Source organism: Virgibacillus oceani (assembly GCF_041521345.1).
Lineage (GTDB): Bacteria > Bacillota > Bacilli > Bacillales > Amphibacillaceae > Virgibacillus_N > Virgibacillus_N oceani_A.
Map to the genome: position 1 here is coordinate 204714 of NZ_JBGOHB010000001.1, position 18780 is coordinate 223493.

Genomic DNA, 18780 nt, shown 5'->3' on the forward strand with positions numbered 1-18780 from the left:
CATAGGCTAAATAATAAATGAAGAAATCAGGTGAAAACCAATGGGAGTTATTTCTACAGATAAATGGCTATCGAATGCCTATGATGATCCGATAAAAGTATGTGAAAAAATGGAAAAATTATTCCCCGGAGCTGATGCTGCAGATATATATCATCATTTAACGGTAAATGGTATGTATCAAATTCCATTAAAAAATGGTGAAAAGCTTATCCGGCGTTTGCAGCAGAAAAAAGTTTGGAGTTATGTTCAAAAGGAATTTACACATTTAAAAGACATTTGGGATGGACCGGATATCCCGATTTTTATTTTTCCTTCTGATCCGTATAACCGAAAATTAAAACAAGAGAGTAACGGGAAATCAGGACTTGCTTTTAGAGATAAATTATTTCTGTTTATTTCTGATGAAACTTCCAAAACGGAAACGAAAGCACTACTCATTCATGAATATAACCATGTCTGCAGACTGGAAAAATATGCAAAAAAAGAACAGGATTATAAGTTACTGGACTCCGTTATCTTGGAAGGATTGGCTGAACAGGCGGTTCATGAGAAACTTGGGGAGGATTACGTAGCAAGCTGGTGTAAATATTATTCAGATGAAATGCTTGAAAAATGGTGGAAAACAAAGCTATCTCCAAACAGCAATATTTCCAAATCAGACCGAAATCATCAAGCTTTATTATATGGCTTACACTTCCAGCCGAAAATGCTCGGTTACAGCGTTGGATACTATCTTGTGCAAAAATATGCGACAGAAAATAATGTTAGTACAAAAGACCTAATGACGTTATCTTCTGAAGAGATTTCTCAATTGAAAACAAAAAAATAAATTACTGCCGCACTACGGTTCCATCTAAAAAAGTGTATTTTCATTCACATAATCGAAATTATATTTAACAAGTGAAACAAAAATAAGAGACAGACATCCTTCAGCCTATCTGCCTCTTTTCACTTTTTTATTTTAAATCGTTTATCAAATTTTTTGATATTCTTTTAAATAAAGAAACCAGGCATTAAGGCTAATCCTGCAATTCCACCAAGTGCTAACCCGATACCGAAGCCTCCGATCCCCCAGCCTAGGCCCCACCCAAAGCCACCTAGGCCACCAGCTCCGCCAAGTGGGTGTATAAATACGTTTGATCCATCAACATGCCGAATAATACCTCTGTGAACACTTCCGTCTTTCATTCTAATTTCAACAGCTCTTCCCTTATATTTCTGGCAAAGTCCATGATAATGTGCAACCGACACTAAATCACCTCCATAAAGATCCAGTTATAACAATATATGAACTTATCCAGCTAAGCGTAATGGACAGATATAATAAAAAGCTATAGAAATACAACTTGGAATATCCAATGTGAAATACAGTAAAACTTCTTTTTTCCTTGCTTGAGAGAAGTCAGCTGCCATATGAGTATCAGAACCAGATACGCTTCAAGTAAAGGGAAAGCGTATACTTTCATTGATAAAACTTCAAAATCCTATAAACGTTATTTGTTACAAAATCCAATACAAATTTTTACAAGTATAATCAAAATTAGAGACAGATTTGCTTACAGCCCAACTGCCTCTTTTACTTTGTTTACTTTCATTCATTTCTTAACTATTTTATTATCCATTTAAATAAAGAATAGGGGTAATAAAGCTAATCCTACAATTCCACCAAGTGCTAACCCGATGCCGAAACCGCCGATTCCCCAGCCCCATCCCCAGCCAAAGCCGCCTAGACCTCCAGCTCCGCCGAGTGGTTGTAAATATACGTTTCTTCCATCAACATGTTTAATAATACCTCTGTGAACTTTTCCGTCTTTCATTCTAACTTCAACAGGTCTGCCCATATATCTTTGGCAAAGCCCATGATAATGTGCAACCGACATTAAATCACCTCCATATTGATCTGGTTATAACAATATATGAACATACCAAACTATACGCAATGGACATATGCAATGGAAAGAACGCGGAAATACAAAAACCCCATGCTTTTTAGTTACAAAATGCTTATTATGAAAGTATCGTACTAGTTACAGAGAGAATGTAAATCATTAAAAAAGTGCCTAATTTCATCTTTCTAGGTACCTATCCAGTTCCCTTATAGGGTATTTACCATATATTAATGTTAGATAGTTAGGGAGGTGTTATTGATGGGTGCACCAGCTGCAGGAGTTGGTTATGGCGGAGGTTTCGCCTTTATTGTTGTATTATTTATTCTGCTTATTATTGTAGGAGCTTCCTTTGTAGGCTATGGCTATTAATTTTAAAATCACAGCATCGTTAGGAGGTTAAATATGGGATTCGGTTATGGACCAGGTTTTGGTTATGGCGGCGGCTACGGCGGTCAAGTTGCCGGAGCTGGTGCATGTGGCGCCGGATATGGTGCCCCAGCTGGCGGCGCAGGATTTGGCGGCGGTAGAGGTTTTGCCTTGATTGTTGTACTGTTTATTCTGCTTATTATCGTTGGAGCAGCCTGGTTTTAAAAACTATTGATGTAACTTTTGCTCATAAGAGCTATATCAGCTACTTTCTCTCCAAATACGTGACCACTCTTTTTAAATAAAAAATGTAGAGAGCAGGGATTTTCCTGCTCTCTTCTCCATGTGATAGAGGCAGTCCACTTTCTTCGCTTGGCTAATGGCTTTGTACACTCATAAAGGGCTGCCCATCATAAGTGAGTTTTTCTGCTTATGAAAGACATCTCCTATAAGCAAATTAATTATTCAAGCAAATCCTTCCCTCTTTCCCAACGATCACTCATAAACTTCTCCGATTCACCGGTGTTCCCATTAATATAGAAAGTTTCATCTAGCTCATCACTCTTTACCTTCGCCTTCCATATCGGTAAATAAACAAGCGTAATTTCCTTTACTTCATGTTTTGGCTTTTTTAAAACATAGGAGCGATTGATTTGTTTTTCCTGCACATTTCTTATATACTTAGTCACATCTTCATCCATGCTAATCCGTAATGTTGCTAAAGCATGTGCTTCTACTTCTTCTTCTGTAATCGGAGGAATCTTTGAAAATAAACCGCGATACCCCGATACTGCATCAATAAAAATGACATTTGGCATTTTTTTTGATGGAAACGGAGGGCGTTCAGCGATTACTAAGTTTTTGACAATCCAGAACGGGTGATAAATCAGTTCCTTTTTCAAAAGATGATGACGAATATAATCGGGGCTGATTTTTTTACTCACCCTCCCCTTCACACCTAAACTTTTATAGATAGATTTATAAAGCATTTCATCAGCAATTGTCTTATTGCCAATTCGCTGTATTTTTTTTACGGCCATTTTATTTGTTTGCATAATAATCTATCCTTTTCTCATTTATTTACTGTCCAGATGCGAATGATACATATCCACTTTTGCCTGTATTTCTTTTGATGGAGGCTCTGTCATTAAGCTGACAACAATCATTAAAATAAGTGAAAGCGGTGCCGCGATAATTGGTTCTGCGTTCGTAGGTAGTACCTGCATGGAAACGAGAATTAAGAAAGTGATTGCCCCTCCCAGCATACCAATAAACGCAGCTTGTCTGTTCGCTCTTTTCCACCATATACCAAGCACAAATGGAAAACCAAAGGAAGACAGTAAAAATCCACCTACCCATCCGACCATGATAGCAATGATTCCAGGCGGATTTATCGCAATGGCAATTCCGATGATAACCGCAACAAACATTACCACAAGACCGACTAAAGTAACAAATCGCTCACTGGCTTGTTTGTTTATATGTGCTTTATATATATCATGTGCCACCCCGGCAGATATTGCAAGCAGCATCGCATCTGCGGATGACATAATGGCCGCCAGTAAACCCGCAAGCATAATTCCGCCTATAATCGGTGGCAGATAGTGTTCAATAACAGACACAAAGATCATATCCGTATTATCCAATGTTCCTACAATGTCGAGGCTTGCACCGGCTGCTGCAACAAAGAATCCCCCAACAAATAATAATAAATATAATAATGTTGCCCACATTGATGAACGTCGTGCTGTTTTAGCATCCCGAGAAGCAAAATTACGCATTACGACAGATGGCGAAATAATACCAAACCACAGAAACGCAATAAATAATCCGAAATATGACATCCAGGGCTGTGTGATATCCCCGAAATTCGGATCAACTGCCAGCGCGCTGTTAAGTAAATTACCTATGCTGTTAAAATCGACCCATATAAACGCTGCTAAAATAATAATACCTATAAGCATAATGGCTCCCTGGATCAGGTCAGTAAAAGTAATAGCCCACATACCGCCCAGTGCGGCATAAATCGTGAAGCCAAGTCCGAGAATTATAGTGGCAGTAACATAATCAATACCCAGCACGTAAGATCCAATCAGTCCCGCTGCTGTTAATTGTGGTACCATATAAAAAGTCATACCGACTACCACTATAATTGCCGATAGAATTTGTACAGAAGTCCCAAACCGCTGGTTGAAAAAATCGGGCATTGTTTTTACTCCGGCACGGCGTACCTGGCCGGAAATTAAAAACATGGCAAATGGCAAAATAGCAATAACACCAAAGGCATAGGTAAAGAAATACGGCAGACCAAGCGTCACCCCTGATCCTACCGCTCCCATCAGGGAACTGGAGCTTGTTACTGCTGCAAAAATAGCAAATGCCCCTACAAATGTATTAATGCTTTGCCCCGCAGTAAAATAATCACTTTCCGACTTACGTGCCCGCCGGTAAAAATAAATACCGATAATTGTCATAAGTAATAAATACATTAATAGAATAATACCCTCTGTTAGTTGCATGCATAAATCCCCTCACTTTCTACACCCTATTTGTTATCTTTTTCTATTCGTTCAATCCATACCGTATAAATAACGCCGAGTAAATACCAGTAAAATAATCCAATAAACATGAGCCATGCTACAAGAGATATTCCAGCCACATAAATATCCGTTGGCCACCAAACAAAAACCAATAATGCATAAGCGACCAGAAGTACCGTTAATATGAGACCCGGATCCTTAAACTTTGATCTTGATGCCATAGAACATACTACCTCCCTTTACTATTTATAATATTTCATTATATTGGAATTGAAATGAAATTTCAAAAAACACGTTCATATATTTGTTACAATTTATGATACAAAATTTATAAATAAAGGGACGGGTCTCCTGTTTTATTTACAGAAATTTCATTTTTTTGAAACAAGAGAACCGTCCCCAGTTAATGGCAAAAAGTAAAAGCGTCCCATTTGCATGGAACGCCTTTCTCATTTATTGCATTTGATTTAAACGTGCTTCTATTTCTTCCATGATACTTCCTGCTTCTGCCCAATCTCCATTGGACATGGCCTCCTGGTATGCCTCAAATAAATCCGAAAGCTCGATTAATATTTCGTCAGCACCCTCCGCAGGATCTGCAGGTTCAACTGGATCCTCTATCTCCTCTTCAGGGTCTGCCGGGTCTTCGATTTCCTCTGGATCTACAGGCTCTTCAGGAATTTCTATATCCGTTTCAAAATCCGGATCCACGAGTGACAGTATCTGTTCCAAAGCCTCATCGAATGTAGCTGCCATGACTATTTCATCCTCATAAGCAACAATCATTTGTTGTACTTCCGGTAATGAAGTCTGATTGGAGGATTCAATATATACTGGTTCCACATACATGACGGTATCTTCAATAGGAATAGTTAATAAGTTTCCTCGGATCACTTCCGAACCACCCTGTGACCAGAGATTCAGTTCCTGGGAAATCCTTGGATCCTGATTAATCCGGTTCTCAATCTGCTGAGGACCATATACATTCCGCTGTTGCGGGAACCGGTGTACGAACATTTCACCATAATTGTCCCCATCGTTCCGGACGCCCATCCAAGCAACCATATTTTGCCGGTTTCTAGGGGAATAAGGCGTCATTAAAATAAATTCTTCTTCCTCATATCCAGGCAGAACCATGGTAATGTAGTATGGGTCCATTTCGATATCCTCATTGAAGTATCTTTCGGTTGGGAATTCCCAATTATCTTCTCTATTATAGAATACTTCCAAATTGGTCATATGGTAGGTACCATACATGTCAGCCTGAATTTTAAACAGTCTTTCCGGATAACGAAAATGTCCCTGGACATCTTCTGGTATTTCCTCTGTGAATAAATCAGGGAATATATTCTGATATGTCTGCAGCAATGGATCTTCAGGTTCAACCGGATAGAAATCCACTTCCCCAGTATAGGCATCAACAACAACTTTCACTGAATTTCTTATATAATTTTCATTCCCTTGATGCGCTTCAGCATACGGATAACGTTCTGCAGTTAAATAGGCATCCATCATCCAGGCGAGAGAACCATCATCTCTGATGAAAATATATGGGTCATTGTCATAATCGAAAAATGGAGCAATTCGTTGTACCCGATCCATAATATTACGGGTCTCCATCAGCAAACTCTCCGAATGAACCTGATCTGAAACCAGCATACGGAAGGATCCTTCATTAATGGCAAATAACAATCGATTCATAAAGGTCATTGGAATACCAACATCTCCTTCATAACGATAATTTATATTTTCTTCGCCTGATGGATAATCAAATTCATCCACTTCTGTATTGACAATTACATTTTCATAGTCATTCTGCTCTCCAAAATAGATCTGCGGACGAGTGATATCTAAATCTCCTTGCGGCGGGAGGTTGCTCAGCATGTATTGTGGCTGTCCCTGCGCAGTCAACTCATTAACATGACTCATTGCCACACCATAACCATGTGTATAGCGAAGTGTACGGTTCACCCATGTGTGAGCTTGTTCTGGCAAATCCTGTGTACTCAATTCCCGTGCGCCAATAAATACTTGCTGATACTCACCATCAATTTCATACCGGTCAACATCGACATCATTAAATTGATAATACGTACGGAAAGTTTGCAACTGATTATAAATATCAAGTAATGGCCTTGCATCATTGATTCGAACATTATTGATAGTAAGCTCATTTCGTTCTATCATATCTGCATCCAGCGAAGGATTAGCAGGGTGTTCTTCTTCATTGATGTCCTCCAGATTATATGCTGCTCTTGTATAATCCAAGTTATGTTGCAGATAAGGCTCTTCCCTGGAAAACTCATTCGGACTTACCATAAATTGCTGGACGGCCACGGAAGCCCCTTGAGCCGCGATTAGAAGTACTACATAAGCAATGACCGGGATGGCCATAGCAGTAATTTTCCCTCTAACCAGGGAGATAATCATCCAAATGGTCCCTACAATTGCAGCACCGGCTAAAATATAAGCTGCCGGTATATTAACCAAATCATCTGTGTAGCTTAACCCATGCACGACACTATTCTGAAAAACATTAACATTATTTGTAAGCAATGTGTTATATGGTGCTAGTACATGTAAGCCTGCCAGCAACAAACCGATGAAGCTAAGTGTGACACCCATATGCAGCTGGGCAGAGCGGCTCATCCGGTAAATATGAAATACGGAATAGGCAGCAATTTCTATGGCAATAAAAAAGATTGCCAGTCCCAATAAGACATATACAATAAATTGTAAAAACGGAAGGATAAATACGAAAAATGAAATATCCAAATTAAAGTATGGATCCGTTTGCCCGAATGATGCATGATTTAAAAGCTTCAACAGTGGTTCCCAGCCAAGCCCCTGAATAATACTGCTGCCAACTAAACCAACAAGGGCGGAAATCCCAAGCATCGCCCATATACTTTGTTTTTTATTCGTAATAAGCGAAGGCAGCTGCTCTTTGCTTAAATGACCAATGTATGATTTACGTATCCAGGAAAGGGTAACATACATCAGGATCGAAAATAGGAGAAATCCAATAACCCCCAGCATAATCCTGCTGCCAAGGATAGTTGTAAATACAGTTTCAAATCCAAGGTGCCCCATCCAAATATAGTCAATGATCCACTGGTAGGATGTTATTCCTATAATTAATAAAAGCAGTACAATACCGACAATAGTTCCAATACGGTTCCCCCGCTTTTTCCAAGCTTGCTTTTGTTCTTCACTCATTTCATTAAAATCCAATGGTGTACCCCCTAAGTTTCTAACATAACTCCTAGTCTATCATAACAAATTTTCTGGTCACTTTCTTTTCATATGTATAAGTATTTAAAAGAAAATAGTTTCATAAAATTATTATTTTGTTCTAAAGACTTGTCCTGTGCAGTTTATATAGATGATAAAAATAGCTGGAAACCTAAGCTTGAAGTATTCCTTTTAAAAATATCACCGTCCTCGGCGAACCATTTCTCTCCAACATAATATAGTGGTATTAGGTATACTTTATTATTTTAAACAGAGGTGGAGATGAATGCCTGCAATTACCGGAAATGAATATATTCAACGTATCGACGGTTTAAACACGACGATCTGGTATGACGGAGAAAAAATCAAAGGAATAAAATCAGAACATTCTTTGTTTAAAGGAGTTATAAAAAGTCAAGCCGTGCTTTATGATTTACAGAATGATAATAGCAAACTAAACCTGATGACATGTGAATCGCCAGTGAGCGGAAACAGGATTGGCACTTCTTATTTGAAGCCCACTTCAAAAGATGAACTGAAAAAACGGAGCAAAATGATCCAAGCATGGGCGAAATTAACAAATGGCATGCTTGGCAGAAGTCCGGATTATATGAACACAGTAATTATGGCTTTAGCTGCCTCCGCTCATCTTTTGAAAGGCAAAGAAAACTGCTTTCCCGATAACCTCTTAAATTTCTATGAATATGCACGGGAAAAAGACCTTTCTTTCACACATACATTTGTTAATCCTCAGGTAAATCGATCACCATTTTATATGGAAGAAGACGATGAACCGATTGCCGCTAAAATTATGGAAGAAACAAAAGAAGGACTTGTTATAAAAGGGGCAAAGCTGCTCGCAACCCAAGGGGGAATTACAGATGAATTGCTTGTCCTTTCTCCGGGGGGCGTGAACGAACCTGCTCACGCGTTTGCTTTTTCCATACCAAGTGATACAGACGGGTTGTCTTTTCTATGCCGGGAATCCTTTCATATGGGTGATTCCTCATATAACTACCCGTTGTCTTCCAGGTTTGAAGAAATGGATACCATTGTAGTTTTTCAGGATGTTATTATTCCATGGGACCGAGTTTTCTTTTATAAAAACATGGAAGTGGCAAACAGTTTTCAGGGTGAGAGCGCATTTCGCCCATTTGCCCTGCATCAGGTGTTGAACAGAAGAATCGTAAAGACCGAATTTCTTTTAGAACTAGCTGAAGAAATTATCCAAACCATTGATATTGGAAGCTATTCACATGTTCACGAAAAAATGGCAGAAATGATTGTAACGTATGAATCTATGAAAGCACTACTATTAAAGGCCGAAGCAAATGCTGCAATTGATGAATTCGGACTAATGCGTCCGGAAATAGCAGCTTTGCAATCTGCTAATAGCTATTTTGTGAAAATGTATCCGCGTATGATTGAGATTATACAGTTACTTGGCGCAAGCGGTTTGGTTACCATACCAAGGGAAGCGGATTTCAAGTCGGGAATACGGCCGTTGCTGGATCAGTATTTACAAAGTGCCAAATTAGATGCTGAGGAACGTGTAAAACTGTTTCGTCTGGCCTGGGATGCAACGATGAGCCCATTTGGAACAAGGCAAACACAGTATGAACGTTTCTTCTTTGGAAATCCAAGTACGTTTGCCACTGGAATGTACCTGAGTTATTTTTCTTAGGTTAACTAATGGATCCTGACTCAAAAGCCAGGATCCTTTTCTTTTAAATAAAGCTGCTAATAAAAATGGTAGCGATTACAATTGGAATAGCAAAAGTGATAATCGGCTTTACTACATAAGGAATTTTTACATCTGTCGTTCCCACATTGATATCATCAATGAAATTCTCCGTTTTCCATTTAAATACAACATACAGGGAAAGCAAGAGTGCTCCTACGACGAGCATAATATTTCCCGAGAAGTAATCAATAAATGTGAATATATCCATTCCGAAAATCTGTATATTTGACCACGGCCCCTGAGATAATATGGACGGGATTGCCAACACGAAGCTTACTGCTGTTACAAGCCAGACACTTGCCTTACGTTCCAGATTGAGCAGCTCGGAGGCGTTGGCTGCCAGTGTTTCTACAAATCCTGCTCCGGTTGTAAGTGCTGCTATAATAAACAGGAGGAAGAACACTAACCCGAATATAGTACCTCCAGGCATTTGATCAAATATAGATGGAAGCGTCAGGAAAAGCAGTCCAGGCCCTGAATCCGGAGCCATATTGAAGGCAAATAATGCCGGAAATATGACCAAACCCGATATGAAAGCGACAAATGTATCAAGCGAGATTACCCAAGCACCGTCTATCACAAGATTAGAATTGTTTTTGTTTAAATAACTTCCATAAGTAAAAGCAGCTGCAAATCCGATACCTATAGAGAAGAATGCCTGACCCAGCGCCTCCAGTAATGTGCTACCGGTAATTTGAGAAAAGTCCGGCTGCAGATACCATACAAACCCTTCCCACGAACCCTGCAAGGAAAGTGAAAATACAGCTAAAACAATCAACATTATGATTAATAGCGGCATTAATACTTTCACAAATTTTTCAGTTCCATCTTTTAACCCTTTCACTACTACAAAAGCCAGAATTAATGTTGGAATGATAGTGTATCCGATTACAAGCCACGGATTTGCTACAAAATCTTCATAAATGACTGCTGCCTGCTCAGATGTTACCCCCTGGAAAGTGCCAAGTCCCACTTTCACAAAATAGGCAAAAAGCCAACCCATGATCATTAAGTAGTACGAAAAAATTAATAAAGTCGTAAGTACACCGAGCCCCCTATGGACACCCACGGGCTGCCATTCTTCGTCAATTTTCGCATTCCGGTAATAGCACCAGCCTGTGCCTTCCTTCCAAGACCAGCTTCAACATAGAATAAAGGTATACCTATTAAAATGACCATCGCTATATAAATAAGGAGAAAAGCACCTCCTCCATTTTCTCCAACAACGTATGGAAACCTCCAAATATTTCCTAACCCAATGGCAAACCCGGATGCCGCCATGATAAACCCAATTCTGCTACCCCAATTTTCTCTTTTCTTTTCCATTATGGGATCACTCATGAAATTCTCCTCTCTATGAATTGTGTATTACAGCTACACGATTGCCCCTTCGATAACCAGCTCTCTTTCTGCAAATCGTTCAAACCTAAGTGGACGCAGATCCAATGTTGCATATCTACCTGTTCGAATCAGCTCAGACAGCCCTTTCCCTACAGCAGGTGCCTGCTGCATTCCATGTCCGCTGAATCCGACTGCCATAAAATATCCTTCCATTTTCGGATGACCACCGATGATCGCATTTTGATCCTCTGTATTGTGGCTGTACATTCCTGCCCAACCGCCGGTAATTTTTGCTCTTTCAAAATTCGGAATACGTTCAGCCAGCACTGGCCATAGCAGTTCTTCAAAGAAAGAGCGGTGCCACCTGAAATCGATCCCCGGCTTTACTTTTTCTCCGTATCCCGAAATAATGGAGGTTCCTTCATGCCTGAAATAAACACCTGTTGGATCCACCGTTAGTGGCAGCTGATTTGTTAGTGGATCTGCCACATCAAATTGAATGACTTGCCTTTTCAGCGGCACTACCGGTATCGGCAATCCTGCCTGCTCGCTTAACATTGGAGCCCATGGTCCTGCACAATTAATTACTGTAGAAGCCTCATATGTTCCCCCATTTTTCAAATGGACGCCGGTCACTCTCCCTCGATCTGACTTTACTGCACCTACCTCCTCATATACATAATTTGCTCCTAGCTCTTTCGCTTTTCGAGCATATCCCTGCATTACGGAATACGGATCCAAGTATCCATCTTCCCCGCAGTACAGCCCTCCCTGCAGATCTTCCATATGCAATTCAGGTATAATCGACTGTAATTCCTCCTTTGACAGCAATTCTGAGGGAACACCATAGCTTTGCTGCAGCTCCATCTGTTTCTTTAATTGATCAATATTTTCATTTTTGGCCAGAAAGAGATAACCAGGTTGCTTAAAGTCAATTTCCGCTTTCTCATTTCCGATTGCCATATCTTCTGCAAACGTGGTATATTTCTTTAATCCATAACGGCTGATTTGTACATTGATCCCTGTTGTAAACAGCTGTCTGAACCCGCCGGCGCTTCTTGGCGTAGAAGCCAATTCATATACCTTATCCTTCTCAAAAACCGTAACTTCCCCTGTATATCCGTCATTCAGTAAGTTGTAAGCAATACTTGAACCAATTACACCTCCGCCAATAATGATGATATCTGTTTTATTTGCCATATAAATCACCTCATGTAAATAAAATTAGACAATTCCTAATTGCGATTTCATTTAGTTATATCTTATTTTATTTTTATATGCTATAGGCAAATTAACTAAAAATTACTGTTTTTCTGTTCTCAATTTGAAATTAAAGCTTGTATAGCACACCTAATGTTTAAAGCAATCTTCCGATAATTTATTCACAATGGCACTTCGAGCATTTTATGCAAATTGCACAAAAAAATGAAAGCGATTACAGTTGGTTTTATGATTACTTAGTAATTGCTTTGGATAATCATTCTTATAAAGGAAGCCTGCCTCCAATTTTTTTGGCAGACAGGCCACGGTACCTTTATTTTATCATATACCTGTATTTAAGATGCTTTTTCTTCGCCATGATATCGATCCACTTGATTTTGCATTTCCTCTGATGGCGGGGATGTCATTAAACTTACAACAATAACTAAAATTAATGACACAGGTGCAGCGATGATCGGCTCAGCTACGAGTGCAAATGGCTCTGTAATGACAAGTATGAGGAAAACCAGTCCCCCTCCGAGCATTCCTGCAAGTGCACCGGCTGTATTGGCTCGCTTCCACCAGATTCCCAGAACAAGCGGAAATCCGAATGTGGAAAGCAAACCTCCGCCAACCCAGCCGACCATAATTGCAATCAATTGAGGTGGTTCGACGGCAATCAAAATTCCTACTATACTGGCAATAACCATAACGATAAACCCTAGCCTTGTAACCTGTTTTTCCGTGGCATCCTTTTTAAAATACTCCTTATAAATGTCACGGGCAACTCCTGCAGAAATAGCAAGCAGCATGGCATCTGCAGAAGACATAATAGCTGCAAGCAGTCCGGCAAACATAATTCCAGCTAGTATTGGCGACATGTAATTTTCAATAACCGAAACAAATATCATATCCTGATTATCGAGCGTTTCTGCTAAGCCAAGGGAAGCACCTGCTGCAGCAATAATAAGCCCAAAGATAAAAATAACCAGGTAGAGCAAACAGGCCCACATTGCCGAACGACGGGCTATTCGGGCATCACGTGAAGCAAAGTTACGCATTACCGCTGAAGGTGAGACTATACCGAACCAAAGAAAAGCCAAAAATAAACCAAAATAGGACATCCATGGCTGTGTTATATCTCCAAATTGCGGGGTAATCGTAAGCGCATCCTGAATTAGGGAAGCAAAACCATTATGCTGCGTTAAAATTATAATTGACAATACAAACATTCCAACAAGAATAATTGCTCCCTGGATGAGATCGGTATAAGTGATCGCCCACATGCCTCCCAGTGCTGCGTACACTGTAAAACCAATTCCAAGCACAATAACCGCAGTGGTATAATCTATACCTAATACATAGGATCCAATAAGTCCTGATGCTGTATATTGTGGTACCATATAAAAAGTCATCCCAATAACAACAATGACTACAGCTACAATTTGAACCGAATTACCAAAGCGCTGTTTAAAAAATTCGGGCAAGGTACTCACACCCGATCTTCTTATTTGCCCGGATACCAAAAACATGGTGAACGGAAGAATCGCTACCGCACCAAAGCCATAGGCAAACAGAAATGGAATACCTAGCGAAACCCCTGAACCAACAGCCCCCATTAAAGAGCTGGAACTTGCAAGTGCGGCAAACAGAGCAAACGCACCAACAAAAGTATTGATTTTTTTTCCTGCTGTCCAATAGTCACTTTCCGAAGCGTGTGCCCGCCTTGTAAAATATATCCCCATTATTGTCATAGCCACAAGATATATCATCAATATAATTGTTTCCGTTAATTGCATATTTTTCCCTCCTATCTATTCAGATTCCTTTTCTTTTTCAACTTTCTCTATCCATAGCACGTATACAACAGCCAACAAAAACCATATAAAATACGTGGAAAACATTAACCATCCAGCTAAAGAAATACCCATAAGATAAATATCCGTCGGCCACCATATCAGTACAATTGCAGACACCGCCACTAAGACAACCAATAAAATAATACCGGGGTCTTTCAGCTTAGGATTCATCTCACTTTCCTCCTCTCTTTTTCATTTTTTCAAGAAACTCCAAATAAGATAGCAATGGCTGAAATTTCACCTTTTAATCCAGTTTCATACCAACCCCCTTTTCAATTGCCTTCTGATATACCAAATTGCCAACAACTACATCAAACAAAGCCATTCCTGTCGATTTGAATACAACACTCCTCCCCTTTTCCTTGTTGACCTTTTTTGAATCAGCTAAAAAGGCTGCCATATTTTCTATAGCATCGCTCTTAATCCAGCTTTTTTCTAATGGATCCGCAATGTCCCCGGACTCCTCCACCGCATGATCTGTATCAATATATATTTTGTCTGTTAATTCATATAATGTTTTTGGAAATTCTCGCATGGTCGGCTGGAATGAGCCAACACCAATTACCACTTTATCTTTTAAAAGTTCTTTATTATCCGGCAATACCGGTTCGTTTGAAGTTGTCGCAGTGATAATGACTTCCGCATTTTCCACCGCTATGTCTGCGGAATCTGCAGTATGCAATTGAATATCATCTCCCAGCCAACCTCGTAATTTCTCTTTAAAAGCAGGTATTTTTTCCGGACTTCGATTGTATAAATAAATGTCCGTAATATCTCGCTCAGCACAGGCTGCAATGGATTGGTACAGACCCTGTACACCCGTTCCGATAATAGCCAGCTTCGTTGCATCATTATCTGTCAAATGTCTGACCGCTGAACCACCAATCGCTCCTGTCCGAAATCCTGTCAGAAAAGAACCATCAATCAGGCCTTTAACCTGACCTGTATTACTATCATTTAAAATAACCAAACCGTGCAGCGTCGGATGTTTAGTGTTGTTCGGAAATAAAGTGACAAGCTTTGTTCCTATCGCATCTTCGGTAATACAGGGCATTAACAGTAATGTATCGTCACCTTCTTTCACCTGCATTCTTTCAGGCATTTGAAAATCATTTTTTTTATAAAGTTTATAGGTTGCGTCTATAGCATCTATTACATCCTTCATCGTAACCGCGTCCCGAATTGCCTGTTCATTTAAATACAACAAAAAAATCAGCCTCCTAATAAACCGGTAAATAATATTTGATAATTCTAAATTAATATTATTTTATTAGTTAAAGTTATAACTTATTACAAGCACTAATTCTATAGACAATTTGCCTAAAAATACGTTCTACAAATTCGACTTTATTTAATTATCTTAATTATGGTAAGATGTAAATAGTAATAGTCTCCTGTATGAAAGGATTGAACGATATGAATCTCTTGGTGCAATTTGCACAAAAAGTTGTGAAAGCGGTTTCAAAAATATTGCCATTTGGAATTAGTCTTAGTGATGACAATGGATATATTATTGGTGCAACTAGCCCCGAACGGATAGGTACATATCACCTGCCATCCAAAGAAGTAATTGAGAAAAATGATTATATTATTTTTGATAAGGAGAAAATAAGAAACATGGATAATGTATTTGAAGGGATTGCTTTCCCCCTGCAATTTGACTATAAAACAGTCGGTGTTTTGGGCGTCATCGGCCCGCCGGAACAAGTAGAACCATACGGTTTGTTGATCAAAAACTATGTTGAAATGATGTGGCAGGAAACATTTCATCAGCAAATAACAGATATGGAAGCAAAAACCAAAGAAACATTTGCCCAATATATATTATTAAATAAAACAGTCGAGTCCCAAAGGGTGAAACAATATTGTGAAATGGTTGGTATTTCTTATGGAAAACAGAACTTTTGTACTGTTATAGACATTGGTAATTCCCTCCTAAATAGTGCAAAAAAACATATTTCCGTTGACCAGCTAAAAGACAATCTGCTTAGGTGCACCCAGGAAGCATACGCCTGTTCTGCCCATGCATTATGTACTTTTTTAAATACCGAAAAAATAGTCGTGGTAAGACAGGTGAATAATATGGCGGATTATCGGAAGCTGCTTGGGCAATTTAACAAACAAAGCAGGAATTTGATCAGGTTGTTGGAGGTGTATTCCATTAAAGAACCCTCTATTGCTGCCGGCAGCTTGTCCCCATTCATTGAAAAGATAAGTGAATCATACCAGAAAGCAGAACATTTAATTCGATTCGCTAAAGAACGAGATATTGAACCTAAAATACACACGATCTATGATTGGAATATCCTTTTGGAACAGTTTCCTCTAAAGTTTAGTGAAGATTTTCGAGAAACAATCAAATTCCGTATAAACACATTTATGGAACACGACCGTTTCAGTGAAATGGCCGGACTTTTTATAACATACTGTGAAAACAATCTGAATATCAGCCAAACAGCTAAAGCATTATTTATCCATAGAAACACACTAATATACAGGCTAAAAAAAATAGAAGAAATGACCACCCTCAATACCAGCAACTTCCAGGACTGCATGATCCTTTATTTAGCATTAAAAAATTGAAACAGCGGGCCAGTTCTGCTGTTTCAATTCATCAGGAAACTCCATGTTTTTTCTGGCACTTTTTACTGAAAAGTCGTGCGATCAACCTCTTTATACTTGGCATCCGAGCAACGCTGTCCAGCGTCAGTTCAAACTCCACCTGCAACCAGATATCCTTATTTAGAATATATACGAATCATCTGTCAAATCAGTATCACTTCCTAAAAATTGCCATCGCACCCTTTCCCACCCGAAAATCCTTATACATTTACCTGCTTACCGGTATAATCCCCTTGTCTTTGATGTAAAATAACAAAACGGTTGATGAAATAAGCAGACAATAGTGAGTAAAGGGGATCTTGCAACAAAAGAACTTTACCGCTGTTTCATCTGTGCTTAGAACAGGAGAACTGTCCTGTATTTACAAGTCACATCATTGCAGGAGGATTTCATGAAGAAGGTTTCTAGTGTTTTTTATATTACCATTTCATTGGTTATTGTAGCGGTTATTCTGGGTGCTATTTTTCCAGATCAGTTTGAACAGGTTACTTCATTAACAAATATATTTCTTTCTACTAACTTCGGCTGGTATTACATGTGGCTGTTTTCAGCTATTATTTTATTTTCACTAATTGTAGCATTCAGCCCTTACGGTAAAATAAAACTTGGTAAAAAGAACGAAAAACCGGAATTCTCCACTATTTCATGGATTGCCATGTTATTTTCAGCAGGGCTTGGAATTGGTCTCGTTTTTTATGGCGCAGCTGAACCTTTATATCATTTTGTTACAGATGCACCGATTGCCGATCCAGGTTCAGATGAAGCATTTAAACAAAGCTTGTCTTTTACTTTTTTCCATTGGGGGATCCACGGCTGGTCTATGTATGGATTTATTGCATTAGCTTTAGCTTTTTCCCAATTTAGAAAAGGGGAACCTGGATTAATATCTGCCACGTTAAAACCACTCTTCGGGGATAAAATGGACGGCCCATTTGGCATTACTATAGATGTATTGGCTACCTTTGCAACTGTATTTGGCGTTGCAACATCTCTTGGGTTTGGTGCTTCGCAAATAAATGGAGGCTTGGATCATTTATTTGGTATTGAAGTAGGTTTTACGGCGCAGTTCTTTATTATTCTGATTGTAACCGTATTATTTCTCATCTCCGCCTGGACGGGATTAAGCAAAGGAATTAAATATTTATCCAATACCAATTTGGTTTTGGCACTGCTATTACTTATCACTGTTATCATTACGGGACCTACCCTGCTCATTTTCAACATGTTTACGGATGCATTTGGGACATACTTGCAGAATATTGTTCAGCTAAGTTTCCGAACAGCACCCCTCGGTTCAGATAACAGAGGGTGGCTTGATGCATGGACGGTTTTTTATTGGGCATGGTGGATTTCCTGGGGGCCGTTTGTCGGCATGTTTATAGCCAGGGTGTCACGTGGACGTACCATTCGGCAATTTATCCTTGGTGTAATTCTTGCCCCTACTCTTTTGGTTAGTATTTGGTTTGCAGCCTTTGGCACAACTGCAGGGAATATTCAAAATAGCGGGGTGGATTTGTCTCAGTATGTGACAGAACTTGTATTGTTTAACATGTTTGATCATCTTCCTATGTCTTTTTTACTTTCGATGATTGCTATTCTGCTCATTATATCTTACTTCATCACCTCCGCAGATTCAGCTACTTTTGTACTGGGCATGCAGGCAACAAGAGGTTCATTGTCCCCGCCGAATAGTGTGAAAATAGTTTGGGGACTTGCTCAATCATCTATTGCGCTCATTTTACTGTATGTCGGAGGTCTCACAGCCTTGCAAAACACCATTATTGCAGTAGCTTTGCCATTCTCTTTTATCCTCATCCTGATGATGATTTCCTTGTTTCGGGCTTTGAGTAAAGAAAATGTATAAGTATTTATCCCTAATCAGAAATTCTCTTTTTGGGGGTCTCTGCTGTTATGGTATCTCTTGAAAAAAGCAAAGCTTATCATTACACTTGTTAGATAAACTACTTGCCTGAAAGAAGTGAGAA

At 39.3% G+C, this 18780-nt stretch carries 18 protein-coding genes; 6 read left to right on the top strand and 12 right to left on the bottom strand.

What is annotated here, in order from left to right; all coding sequences use genetic code 11:
- Positions 1-40: 40 nt before the first annotated feature.
- Complete coding sequence (locus ACDX78_RS01035; protein ID WP_486024595.1) at positions 41-829, top strand: DUF2268 domain-containing putative Zn-dependent protease; 789 nt, start codon at positions 41-43, stop codon at positions 827-829.
- A gap of 164 nt (positions 830-993) precedes the next feature.
- On the opposite strand, the gene ACDX78_RS01040 is transcribed toward ACDX78_RS01035, so the two are convergent.
- Together ACDX78_RS01040 and ACDX78_RS01045 are read right to left on the bottom strand one after the other, a co-directional pair.
- Positions 994-1251 (bottom strand): hypothetical protein, encoded by a 258-nt coding sequence (locus ACDX78_RS01040; protein WP_486024597.1) that lies wholly within the window; start codon positions 1249-1251, stop codon positions 994-996.
- A 371-nt stretch (positions 1252-1622) separates the two neighbouring features.
- Positions 1623-1880 (bottom strand): hypothetical protein, encoded by a 258-nt coding sequence (locus tag ACDX78_RS01045; protein WP_486024598.1) that lies wholly within the window; start codon positions 1878-1880, stop codon positions 1623-1625.
- 267 nt (positions 1881-2147) lie between these two features.
- Between ACDX78_RS01045 and ACDX78_RS01050 the strand changes: the two genes are divergently transcribed.
- Together ACDX78_RS01050 and ACDX78_RS01055 are read left to right on the top strand one after the other, a co-directional pair.
- Positions 2148-2258, top strand: coding sequence for a YjcZ family sporulation protein (locus ACDX78_RS01050; RefSeq protein WP_486024599.1), 111 nt, complete (start codon positions 2148-2150; stop codon positions 2256-2258).
- A gap of 33 nt (positions 2259-2291) precedes the next feature.
- Entirely contained in the window at positions 2292-2480 is a 189-nt protein-coding gene (locus ACDX78_RS01055; protein ID WP_486024600.1) for a YjcZ family sporulation protein, read from the top strand.
- A gap of 236 nt (positions 2481-2716) precedes the next feature.
- Here the strand turns inward: ACDX78_RS01055 and ACDX78_RS01060 are convergent, their stop codons facing one another.
- The 4 genes from ACDX78_RS01060 to ACDX78_RS01075 form a co-directional block, all read right to left on the bottom strand.
- Entirely contained in the window at positions 2717-3310 is a 594-nt protein-coding gene (locus ACDX78_RS01060) for a hypothetical protein (RefSeq protein WP_486024602.1), read from the bottom strand.
- A gap of 21 nt (positions 3311-3331) precedes the next feature.
- Positions 3332-4774 carry a sodium:solute symporter family protein gene (locus ACDX78_RS01065; protein ID WP_486024603.1) on the bottom strand — a complete coding sequence of 481 codons (1443 nt, stop codon included), beginning with the start codon at positions 4772-4774 and terminating at the stop codon, positions 3332-3334.
- A 26-nt stretch (positions 4775-4800) separates the two neighbouring features.
- A complete protein-coding gene (locus tag ACDX78_RS01070) occupies positions 4801-5016 on the bottom strand; it encodes a hypothetical protein (RefSeq protein WP_486024604.1) in 216 nt (71 codons plus the stop codon).
- A gap of 232 nt (positions 5017-5248) precedes the next feature.
- Complete coding sequence (locus ACDX78_RS01075) at positions 5249-8014, bottom strand: UPF0182 family membrane protein (protein WP_486024869.1); 2766 nt, start codon at positions 8012-8014, stop codon at positions 5249-5251.
- A 301-nt stretch (positions 8015-8315) separates the two neighbouring features.
- On the opposite strand from ACDX78_RS01075, the gene hpaB reads away from it, so the two are divergent.
- Positions 8316-9713 carry a 4-hydroxyphenylacetate 3-monooxygenase, oxygenase component gene (gene hpaB, locus ACDX78_RS01080; RefSeq protein WP_486024606.1) on the top strand — a complete coding sequence of 466 codons (1398 nt, stop codon included), beginning with the start codon at positions 8316-8318 and terminating at the stop codon, positions 9711-9713.
- Positions 9714-9756: 43 nt separating this feature from the next.
- Here the strand turns inward: hpaB and ACDX78_RS01085 are convergent, their stop codons facing one another.
- The 6 genes from ACDX78_RS01085 to ACDX78_RS01110 form a co-directional block, all read right to left on the bottom strand.
- On the bottom strand, positions 9757-10842 hold the full coding sequence (locus tag ACDX78_RS01085) for a sodium-dependent transporter (protein ID WP_486024607.1): 1086 nt from the start codon (positions 10840-10842) through the stop codon (positions 9757-9759).
- Positions 10800-11114 (bottom strand): hypothetical protein, encoded by a 315-nt coding sequence (locus ACDX78_RS01090; RefSeq protein ID WP_486024609.1) that lies wholly within the window; start codon positions 11112-11114, stop codon positions 10800-10802. Before ACDX78_RS01090 ends, ACDX78_RS01085 begins: the two co-directional genes overlap by 43 nt.
- A 33-nt stretch (positions 11115-11147) precedes the next feature.
- Positions 11148-12314, bottom strand: coding sequence for an NAD(P)/FAD-dependent oxidoreductase (locus ACDX78_RS01095; protein ID WP_486024611.1), 1167 nt, complete (start codon positions 12312-12314; stop codon positions 11148-11150).
- A gap of 356 nt (positions 12315-12670) precedes the next feature.
- Positions 12671-14113 carry a sodium:solute symporter family protein gene (locus ACDX78_RS01100; protein WP_486024613.1) on the bottom strand — a complete coding sequence of 481 codons (1443 nt, stop codon included), beginning with the start codon at positions 14111-14113 and terminating at the stop codon, positions 12671-12673.
- Positions 14114-14128: 15 nt separating this feature from the next.
- The gene (locus ACDX78_RS01105) at positions 14129-14344 is read right to left on the bottom strand and encodes a hypothetical protein (RefSeq protein ID WP_486024614.1); all 216 of its coding nucleotides are present in this window, start codon (positions 14342-14344) and stop codon (positions 14129-14131) included.
- A 73-nt stretch (positions 14345-14417) separates the two neighbouring features.
- The gene (locus ACDX78_RS01110) at positions 14418-15380 is read right to left on the bottom strand and encodes an ornithine cyclodeaminase family protein (protein ID WP_486024616.1); all 963 of its coding nucleotides are present in this window, start codon (positions 15378-15380) and stop codon (positions 14418-14420) included.
- A 209-nt stretch (positions 15381-15589) separates the two neighbouring features.
- Here ACDX78_RS01110 and ACDX78_RS01115 point away from each other — a divergent pair, with 209 nt between their 5' ends.
- Both ACDX78_RS01115 and ACDX78_RS01120 read left to right on the top strand, forming a co-directional pair.
- On the top strand, positions 15590-16756 hold the full coding sequence (locus tag ACDX78_RS01115) for a CdaR family transcriptional regulator (RefSeq protein WP_486024618.1): 1167 nt from the start codon (positions 15590-15592) through the stop codon (positions 16754-16756).
- Positions 16757-17186: 430 nt separating this feature from the next.
- Positions 17187-18659: a BCCT family transporter gene (locus ACDX78_RS01120; protein WP_486024619.1), complete on the top strand. Its 1473-nt coding sequence runs from the start codon at positions 17187-17189 to the stop codon at positions 18657-18659.
- Positions 18660-18780 lie beyond the last annotated feature (121 nt).

Excerpts from the sequence above, each read along its gene's own strand:
- ACDX78_RS01105 (WP_486024614.1), bottom strand. The coding sequence starts at position 14,344 with ATGAATCCTAAGCTGAAAGACCCCGGTATTATTTTATTGGTTGTCTTA.
- ACDX78_RS01055 (WP_486024600.1), top strand. The coding sequence starts at position 2,292 with ATGGGATTCGGTTATGGACCAGGTTTTGGTTATGGCGGCGGCTACGGC.
- ACDX78_RS01100 (WP_486024613.1), bottom strand. The coding sequence starts at position 14,113 with ATGCAATTAACGGAAACAATTATATTGATGATATATCTTGTGGCTATG.
- ACDX78_RS01090 (WP_486024609.1), bottom strand. The coding sequence starts at position 11,114 with ATGAGTGATCCCATAATGGAAAAGAAAAGAGAAAATTGGGGTAGCAGA.
- ACDX78_RS01045 (WP_486024598.1), bottom strand. The coding sequence starts at position 1,880 with ATGTCGGTTGCACATTATCATGGGCTTTGCCAAAGATATATGGGCAGA.
- ACDX78_RS01095 (WP_486024611.1), bottom strand. The coding sequence starts at position 12,314 with ATGGCAAATAAAACAGATATCATCATTATTGGCGGAGGTGTAATTGGT.
- hpaB (WP_486024606.1), top strand. The coding sequence starts at position 8,316 with ATGCCTGCAATTACCGGAAATGAATATATTCAACGTATCGACGGTTTA.
- ACDX78_RS01115 (WP_486024618.1), top strand. The coding sequence starts at position 15,590 with ATGAATCTCTTGGTGCAATTTGCACAAAAAGTTGTGAAAGCGGTTTCA.
- ACDX78_RS01075 (WP_486024869.1), bottom strand. The coding sequence starts at position 8,014 with ATGAGTGAAGAACAAAAGCAAGCTTGGAAAAAGCGGGGGAACCGTATT.
- ACDX78_RS01050 (WP_486024599.1), top strand. The coding sequence starts at position 2,148 with ATGGGTGCACCAGCTGCAGGAGTTGGTTATGGCGGAGGTTTCGCCTTT.
- ACDX78_RS01070 (WP_486024604.1), bottom strand. The coding sequence starts at position 5,016 with ATGGCATCAAGATCAAAGTTTAAGGATCCGGGTCTCATATTAACGGTA.
- ACDX78_RS01035 (WP_486024595.1), top strand. The coding sequence starts at position 41 with ATGGGAGTTATTTCTACAGATAAATGGCTATCGAATGCCTATGATGAT.
- ACDX78_RS01120 (WP_486024619.1), top strand. The coding sequence starts at position 17,187 with ATGAAGAAGGTTTCTAGTGTTTTTTATATTACCATTTCATTGGTTATT.
- ACDX78_RS01060 (WP_486024602.1), bottom strand. The coding sequence starts at position 3,310 with ATGCAAACAAATAAAATGGCCGTAAAAAAAATACAGCGAATTGGCAAT.
- ACDX78_RS01065 (WP_486024603.1), bottom strand. The coding sequence starts at position 4,774 with ATGCAACTAACAGAGGGTATTATTCTATTAATGTATTTATTACTTATG.